The organism is Microcoleus sp. S13_C3, from assembly GCF_036700905.1.
Classification (GTDB): Bacteria; Cyanobacteriota; Cyanobacteriia; order Cyanobacteriales; family Microcoleaceae; genus Microcoleus.
Map to the genome: position 1 here is coordinate 1 of NZ_JAUBPT010000239.1, position 8,504 is coordinate 8,504.

An 8,504-nucleotide genomic window follows, 5' to 3' on the forward strand; every position below is an offset into this window, starting at 1 on the left:
CTATGCCCTATGCCCTATGCCCTATGCCCTATGCCCTATGCCCGCCAGAGCACCTCATGTTACTGAGAAAGGCTATATGTGGTCATAACCCTGGGGATTTATCAGTGGGTCGCTTTCTTCAATCTAAAATCTAAAATCTAAAATCTAAAATCGATTGACCGATCGCTCTGTTGTGTGCTATAGTATTGAAATGTCAAAATGCGGATATGGCGGAATTGGCAGACGCGCCAGATTTAGGTTCTGGTTCCGAGAGGAGTGAAGGTTCAAGTCCTTTTATCCGCATACTATCTAATACTTTATAAATCAAGGGTTGGAGGTTAATTGAACCAAGAATCCCGTTTTTTGCTCATGTTTCGCTGACTCTTGCGAGTAAGGCGGTCGATCAAAACACTCTGTGCGATCATCGCAATGTTCGAGCATTTGCATACCCTTGACTGTGATGTTTTAACTTCTGATGATGCCGATCGGGCGAATCAAGGGATTCCTGATAACGAGTAGAATAGTAGATGGCTAAAACACGAAGTTTAGATATGGGACTTAATGAGTATTTTGATTTCTTAGCACCGGATGATATTCGTATTAAAGGACATCGCATCGGGATTGAGACGGTACTGTATGAGTATATTTATCGGGAACGCACCGCAGAAGAAATTCACCAACTCTATCCTTCTCTCAGTTTAGCAGAAGTTTATACGACTATTTTGTATTATTTACAAAATCAAGAATCAGTAAGTAGATATTTGCAAGATTGGTTGGATTGGTCGCATCAGCAGCGAAAAATGCAAGCAGCAAATCCCCATCCTGCAGCAGAAAGATTGCGAAAATTGAAAGCGGAACGGGAAAGGCAAACCGCGATCCAGGGTGCTTGAAGAATGGCACTTAAATATTTGATGGATGAGAATGTTACGCCCATTTATGCTACACAGCTTCGCCGGAAACGCCCCGATTTAGTAGTTTGGGCCGTGGGTGAAATTGGTACACCCCCAAAAAGCACCCTCGATCCGGAGATTTTGGTGTGGTGTGAGGAGCATAGCTTTATTTTGGTGACAAATAATCGCAAGTCAATGCCCGTGCATTTGGTAGATCATCTGGCTAAAGGTTGTCATATTCCAGGGATTTTCGTTTTGAATCAAGATTTAAGTATTGGGCAAAATATTGAGGAATTGATTTTGATTGTTGATGGTTCGTTTGATAACGAATACCAAGACCGAATCATTCATCTCCCCTTAACATAAATCCACACTCCGATCGCGATCTAGAGAATGCTTGGCGTTATTACGATCGCCACCACCAAGAAATCGATCGCCTGATTGTTGCTCATCAAACGGATGATTGAAAGGGTGAGGCTGTATTAAGAGTGAAAATTTTGCGATCGCCATCAGATTATGCGCGGGTGGCCAGAAACCGGGTTTTTGCCCAGAAGACGCCATGCAGCCGTAGAAACCGGAAAAACCCGGTTTCTTGGGTTTTTCTCCGTAACTCCTATTTGTGTAGAAGCAATTTCCCTCGCCGATTTTTATCTTAACTTTTTCAGTTTCTTCAAGTGCGATCGCCTCAAATTTTCCACCAACCCCCGCAACTGACTCAAATTACCCGATTCCCCGCCATACTTCCACCGCACGTAAGCTTGCGAAACTTCATCAATCACCTCAGCTTCATCAGTTGCATGATTCCCGCGCATTGCCTCAGCATACTCCAAAGGGGTTTGAGCTTTCTGCTTGGCAAAACCCCTACTCGCCAAATCCTTCAGCATTTCCTGATAAACCCCCTCCACCGGCGGCAACTTCGCCAGCCAGCGGCGGTGGCGCCACTTGCGCCACACTTGCCAAATTAACCAGCCAATAAAGCCAAAGGCGATCGCAGCAATCAAACCAGTAAATAACCCCACCCAGCCCTTAGCAAACTGTCCCAGAAACCAGCCTACAATCAAAGTTATCCAGCCAATTACAAAACCTATGACTGAATCGAGCCCGCTTCGGAGAGGAGTCGGTAGCCAACCCGCGATCCACTTCCAAAACGATTCCAGCGCACTAAAAGTCTGGTTGTCTTCCACCGAAGCCGGAATCAGCGGATAACCGGGAATCGGATTAAAAGCAAACCAGCCGTGATTGGGAAAATATACCTCCGTCATCAAGAAAGCGTCGGTATTTTTCACAATATACAAACCCGTAAACGGGTTAAATTCCCCCGTATCGAAACCCCCCACCATTCGGGCCGGAATCCCGATCGACCTCAGCATAATTGTCAATACCGTCGAAAAGTGGTCGGGATATCCACCTGTAACTTTTTTGCCGCCCTGGGTGTTTTTATAGCCAAACAGAAACCCCTCGACTAAATCTTCACTTTCTTCTAAGTAAGGCAAAGCTTTTTCAATTTTATAATTCGGATTTTGCTTTAAATATTGAGCCAAATACAAAGCTTTTTCGTAGGGAGAGTCGATCGATCTATCAGACTTAGCTACTCTCGTCCTTGCTAGCAATATTTCCTCAGTTTTTGCCCGCACCTTTTCAGCAATTTTCGGCGGCACATCCAAATAGAACTTGCGAATATTTTTCGGGTAATTAGTACCAGTTTTTCCCAACAAAGCTCGATCGCGAAAAGGCACATTAGAAATCACCGTATAAGTCAAGCCTTCCGCCAATTCCACAGGCGATCGCAACCCCCCCTCCGCATCAACCGCAATATCTGTCGTCGGAAAATAAACTTCCCTCGGCTTGTTTAAAGCCGGAATCAAATTCGGCAACTGAGCAACAATAGTATAACTTTGAATCACCTCTTGAGTCCGAGGCGCATTCGGAAAAGGATTAAGATAAAATTGATAAGACCACCTAGGTCTATTCACCTTAAAAGCGTCGTCGTTGCGAGAAATTTCCCAACCCTGACCGGTGTATTTGTCGAAGCCTAACACGCGCCAAAAACCCGCAGCCTGCGATCGCACCCGCATCACGACTTGGGGTTTCATTTCACCCCGCAAATTTTGATTAATGCGCTGGTTGAAACCGTAATAAAAAGTAGAGTCTACCTCTCCTGGCCCTTTGTCAGGGTTTCTCCCCCTTCCTCCGCCAGTTCCTTTTTGATTTCCGCCTCTGACATACCCCGGATTCAGAATGCTGCGCGAGTCAAACTCCCCCTGATATTGAATAGGGGCACTCACCGGAAAAGTCCGCAACTGATAGCCAGGGAGGCGCGGCAAAAACGCAAAAATAGTCAGCCCCAACCCGACAGTTATCAGCAGCAGCCCACCAAAATACTTTGGGGATAAAGTAGCAGCAAATAGCGACAGGCTTTCATTTTTCCCTTTACCTTGTGCTTTTTCGCCAATGGCTTCTGGCTTCAAAAATCCCAAGCGCGATCGATAATCCAAAACCAAAGTCGGAAGCGCTAAAGCCAAAAACACCAACAACAGCGGCCCAAAAGTCAAGGTTTGGCTGAGAGTCGCTGCTACCCCTAACAAAATTAGCCCAATTACCATCGAATAGCCTAAATCCTTGCGGCGGGGCAAATCGAAACTGTGCAGCACTTGAAGTTGGATTAAAAGTTGCGCCAAAACTAACCGCGTATCATTCAATTCTCCCACCAAGCGGCTAAAAAAAGCGAACAGGGCCACCAGCATTCCAATAGCTATGCAGAACTTAGCAGCTACATTGCGATCGCGGCGGCGGTACCAACTCCAAGTTGCTCCCACAATACTAACAGGCACAGCCCACAGGTTCAGGGCTTCTTCAGCAGCAACGTCAGTAGCTACAATCCCCACAATTACCAACAACTGAACTAGGATTCGCAGCAGTAAAGAATCCTCAATCACCGGCGGAGGCATAGCCTCAATCTGCTCCCACAGCTTACCCAAAACAGGTATATTTCGCAGGTTATCAGTTGTCATGTGCACCCATCCAACTATTTTAGATTTTAGATTTTAGATTTTAGATTGAATCCACAGATAAATCTGGGTTTTAACTAATATCTAAATCTTATTTCCCTGTCAAACGATTTTAGATTTTAGATTTTAGATTGAATCCACAGATAAATCTGGGTTTTAACTAATATCTAAATCTTATTTCCCTGTCAAACGATTTTAGATTTGAGATTTTAGATTGAATCCACAGATAAATCTGGATTTTAACTAATATCTAAATCTTATTTCTCTGTCATTAGATGTTAGATTGAATCCACAGATGAATCTGGGGGCTTGAACTAATATCTAATTATTTTGGCTTTCCACGACAGAAGTCGAGGGATTGCATCTGTTTTTGTGTGAGGTCAAACCAGAGAGTAAACACCTACCTTATTTACTCTAATTAAACCTTTCTAGTTGCTATCTTGTCCTGCCAAAATAGGACGAATAGCAAACATCAAAGGTCGGGTCTCGAAGTTTTGGAATCGAACTTCTAAGGCATAAGTCTTGTTAGGTTGCGGGTCAAACAACTCCACACTTAAATGTCCAGAATTCGGACGATGTGCTGTTGCTTCGGCATCTCCTCCCTTGAGTTCCAAACTTCCTGCCCCAGGAAATTGGCAGTCAACTCTTAAACATGGCATTGGTTGTTCTCTGTTGCGGTTCCACAGGTATTGAGCCTCGATATTCAGTGAACCCAAACCTGTCAGCCACTCCCGCGAAACAGGCGGCTGATTCACAAGACAATCTAAAGTTAGAGAGTCAAGGATTTCCCGGGCTGCCAACAGAGACAGCACCATTTGTTGATCGGTACTCGCAGCTTCGTAATTCGGGAAATCTTCTAAATCTAGAAGTCCCCGTAAAGCACCTCGGAGCACTAAACCAGCTAATTCGTTGAGTTCGTGAGAATGGCCCGGAAATAAGCCATCTACAGCGCGAACTAACTTCGATCCTTGCCGCAGCGACGACATTACCAGTTCCTGACAAGGTTCTAGCAGTTGAGCAAAAACCCCTTGGGCGATCGGAATTGGCAGGCGGCCCCACCTGATATTTTGTAGTTGGGGAGTCCAGATGTGTAGGGGGGGAACCCATTGCGGGGCTACCTCGTCTGGATAATCGTGGTCGTAGCTTTTGAATTCTGTTTCCCAGGGGAACAGCGGCGGGTTAGATTCAATTTCGGCTCTAAGCCTTTCTTTTAACAAGGTCTGAAAACGGTCTTGCACGGTCGGTATTTCTCCAATTGTCAGCGGTTGTGCGGGTGCATTGCTGTGCGCCCCCACTTGATAGTCCAGCGGGTCTGGTTCGTCCCATTCCCAGTATTCCACCCCGGAATTCTCTTCTGTATCGCCCCACTCTTGTGAGCGAGGGGATGGATTGAGGTTTTCCTCATCTTCGTTAGAGGCATTCGCGATCGGCGCCTGCAATATCCAGTCTAAAAAATGGCGATCGAAAGCCTCTGCATCCCTGTTCGTTTCGTTATTCATCACTAGATGCCCCTTCTCCGGAATCTGAACGATTTCGCAATTCCCACGCAAGTTCCAGCAATTTAAACCACCGCTTCTGTACCTGGGCTACCGTGCTTCCCAGGGTTTGGGCGATCGCTGACTCTGACAGACCCTGTTGTTTCAACTTTAGCAAACGCTGTCCCTCTGGGCCAATTTGCTCGCCAAACGCCTGCCACTGAGAAGGCAGCAAACCCAGATTGCGGTCTAAGTCTGCTTCCAGCCACTGGTGAACGAGTTCCCAGCGGTGCGACATGGCGAACCTGAGCAAATGGTACTTGAAGCGCTGCTGCAAATAGTCTCTTTGGCGGGGAGTTATTCCTAAAAGCGACTCTATTTCATTAGTCGGTAAGTCTTGCAAGCGCAGCACGAAGTAATCGGCGCAGTCTTGTTGGTTGCGCTCTTTCAAGTAAGTCACTAATTCCTCAATCACGTTTAGCCGCAGAGATTCTGACTCGTCGCCTAGGGGACGAATTGCCCCCGAACCCTGTCCGGCCATCGCTTCCCGCACTGAGTGCACCGAGGTGTCATTCCAAGTTTGGTCGGAATCGGAAGCCCCTCCGTCGGCGGCTTGTTCCATATCTACGGAGGTTTCTTTGGGCTGCTGCTGGGAAAAGGTTTGGGCCCGTAAAATAATTAGTTGCTGGCTGCGGTTCCGAGGTAAAGGAATGCGCCGCTTGCCGAAGCGCTCTACAAAGGCCATGTACTCTGCTAGTTCTAAGCGAGTGCGGGGACTGTAGGTAGGTGGCAGTTGGGTTTCGCGCCGGAATGCCTTTAAAGCTTCGAGATAAAATCCTTGCAAAAAATCTTTGATCAGTTCTACTCGCGCCTGATAGCTAGACTGCACCTGCGGAGGGGTTATGTAGCGATAGACGATCGCGCTGAGGGTACTGTGCAATTCTACTCGACCGGGCCCAGAGCCTAAATTGTAATAGTGGAGGCATTGTTGCAAGCGGTGCTGAGCGAGGGTCTGGGCTGAACCTTCTATATCTCCAGAGGCTTGAATCCGCTGGCTTTCAGTGCATATCCTGTTGACTTCTGCTGCGAGTCGCCCTGCTACATCTTGGCAGTTCTGCTCAGACGCGCGAGTGGACTTTTTAAGTTCGTCTAACAGCAGTTGAAATATGGTTTCCACGCTCTGGCAGATTTCCCGCATGATGGTTTACAGCTAACAATGAAAGTACCACAGTTAGTAAAAGTATGGATAAATCTTTCCTACTGCTACTTTACCGCGTATTCCCCAGATAGGACAAACTGCAACGCCCTCTATTTCCTCCTTCGCGCAAACACAGAGGACTGCTTTTTTTATCTGTCCTGGAGGCGCCATCCGTTAAGAAACAGGTTTAAACAGTTGCCATAACGATGGTTCATCAGAGTGTCGGGTTTGACAAAGCCTTCATGGGGGCCCAAAACGCTACACTGTCGTTGATACCTTCGGCAAGCGTGCTGTGGTTGTCACAGCAGCGCAAGTCTTCCTGAAGGTGAAGCGAGCAAACAGGTTCTCTCATTCGGTCTACTAGATGGGCCCAAGGGTTAGAAACGGTTATATTTAATTCCCAGTCCCCTAGCCCGTCATTTAAAGCAGCCCACACACTTAATTGTGTGGGATGTTGGTTAACTGGGACATAAATTCCTTGATTTTTACTAACAATCATAGTGCAGCCTTTTTGTATAGCCCGATTGAGCGGGGACTCATCGGTTGCCCCATCCCTGTGTTTGCCAAACAAAGGCACTCCAGAACAATAAGTTTCATGGCATCTATCTAAGGGTATCTATATTGCGATTAATTTAACCTGAAATGCAGATATTTTACGAAAGTGCGATCGTCTTCGATCGTCCTCTGGGTTGATGTAAGTTGCTGGCGTAATTTGTTCTAATAAATGTAAAGTTAGATTTGAAGGAACAATTTTCAATGCGTAAGTTAAACATAGGTCTATCTGACGAGCAACGTGCAGGCGTTATCGAACTATTGAATCACGACCTGGCAGATGCTTATCTGCTGTTAATCAAAACCAAAAAGTATCACTGGGATGTAGTGGGCCCGCAGTTTCGATCGCTCCACCAGTTGTGGGAAGAACACTATCAGGCCTTAACACTAAATATCGATGCTATGGCCGAACGGGTCAGAACTTTAGGTGGCTATCCAATTGGTACTGCTGAGGGTTTTCTGAAGTATGGCTCGATTAAAGAACATATCGGCGATTTGCCTTTGGCTACGGAAATGGTATCGCGTTTAGTTGACGACCACGAATTGATTATTCGCAATCTCCGCCAACACGTCGAACAGTGCGGTGAAGAGTTTAAGGATGACGGAACCGCAGACTTTTTGACTGGTTTGATGGAACAGCACGAACAAATGGCTTGGATGTTGCGATCGTTTATTGAGGGGGAATCCCTTGCGCCAGACGGCCAGCACCCACAAGCTAAAACTCCTACAGCTTCTCACGCTTAGAAAGATTAAGTAGAAGGAAGAAGGAAGTTCGGCAACGGATTCTGTAACGGATGTAACGGATGTCAGTTCGATGGAAGTCGGAAGAAGGAAGAAGGAAGAATGGAAAATTAAAATTCTTTTATTTAACCCTTTTTCCTGGTTCTTGACAGACCAACCAGGCAGAATTAAACGCCCTCTAGCTTCCTCAAAAACCCGGTTTCTTCAAAAAACCGGGTTTTTCAATGTTGGGTTTATGTAGATTTTCGATTTCCTAAACTATTGAATCGCATTCTTTCGTCTACCTTCGACGGCAAAATTCAGTGAACTTTCCTTCGCGTCTCAATCCTAGCAAGTGTCGTCCCTTCACTCGATTCTGATGCTTGTTTTAACTCTAACCCTGATCCAGTTGGCGGTGGAAGTATTATTTTTAATATACTTTCTATTGATAAAATGTACAAATTGTGGCGTAAAAGAGTCATCAATGAATCTTCTTGAAAAGCTCGATATAGCCAGAATAATGTACTGCGATGGTTGCCGTTACGGTTGCTTTTAACTGCTAAATTGTATATAGCAATCCTAAATGATTATACTCGTTACCAGGAAGAGCCTGGTAACGCCTATCCGGAGGCTCTGCCTCCATAGTCTGGGCCGAGGCAGAGCCTCGCTTACATCGGTTCCC

The 8,504-nt window shown here is 46.1% G+C and carries 8 protein-coding genes and 1 tRNA gene; 4 read left to right on the forward strand and 5 right to left on the reverse strand.

The annotated features are described in order from the left end of the window. Positions 1-200 precede the first annotated feature (200 nt). From QUA16_RS34415 to QUA16_RS34425, 3 genes are all read left to right on the forward strand, one after another. Positions 201-282 (forward strand) — tRNA-Leu (locus QUA16_RS34415). 224 nt (positions 283-506) lie between these two features. Further along, positions 507-869, forward strand: coding sequence for a DUF433 domain-containing protein (locus QUA16_RS34420; RefSeq protein WP_445252229.1), 363 nt, complete (start codon positions 507-509; stop codon positions 867-869). 3 nt (positions 870-872) lie between these two features. After that, entirely contained in the window at positions 873-1,235 is a 363-nt protein-coding gene (locus tag QUA16_RS34425) for a DUF5615 family PIN-like protein (RefSeq protein ID WP_333053246.1), read from the forward strand. Here the strand turns inward: QUA16_RS34425 and QUA16_RS34430 are convergent. The 5 genes from QUA16_RS34430 to QUA16_RS34450 all read right to left on the reverse strand — a co-directional run bounded on the left by QUA16_RS34430 (position 1,227) and on the right by QUA16_RS34450 (position 7,049). Next, on the reverse strand, positions 1,227-1,430 hold the full coding sequence (locus tag QUA16_RS34430; protein WP_333181711.1) for a hypothetical protein: 204 nt from the start codon (positions 1,428-1,430) through the stop codon (positions 1,227-1,229). The genes QUA16_RS34425 and QUA16_RS34430 overlap by 9 nt on opposite strands. An 86-nt stretch (positions 1,431-1,516) precedes the next feature. Then, on the reverse strand, positions 1,517-3,880 hold the full coding sequence (locus tag QUA16_RS34435) for a transglutaminaseTgpA domain-containing protein (protein WP_333108972.1): 2,364 nt from the start codon (positions 3,878-3,880) through the stop codon (positions 1,517-1,519). A 425-nt stretch (positions 3,881-4,305) separates the two neighbouring features. Continuing rightward, the gene (locus QUA16_RS34440) at positions 4,306-5,376 is read right to left on the reverse strand and encodes a hypothetical protein (RefSeq protein WP_333108973.1); all 1,071 of its coding nucleotides are present in this window, start codon (positions 5,374-5,376) and stop codon (positions 4,306-4,308) included. Continuing rightward, positions 5,369-6,550 (reverse strand): heterocyst differentiation protein HetZ, encoded by a 1,182-nt coding sequence (gene hetZ / locus QUA16_RS34445; protein ID WP_333108975.1) that lies wholly within the window; start codon positions 6,548-6,550, stop codon positions 5,369-5,371. Before hetZ ends, QUA16_RS34440 begins: the two co-directional genes overlap by 8 nt. Before the next feature lie 214 nt (positions 6,551-6,764). Further along, on the reverse strand, positions 6,765-7,049 hold the full coding sequence (locus QUA16_RS34450; RefSeq protein ID WP_333108978.1) for a hypothetical protein: 285 nt from the start codon (positions 7,047-7,049) through the stop codon (positions 6,765-6,767). Between the two features lie 257 nt (positions 7,050-7,306). On the opposite strand from QUA16_RS34450, the gene QUA16_RS34455 reads away from it, so the two are divergent. Continuing rightward, positions 7,307-7,846: a Dps family protein gene (locus QUA16_RS34455; protein ID WP_333108980.1), complete on the forward strand. Its 540-nt coding sequence runs from the start codon at positions 7,307-7,309 to the stop codon at positions 7,844-7,846. Positions 7,847-8,504 lie beyond the last annotated feature (658 nt).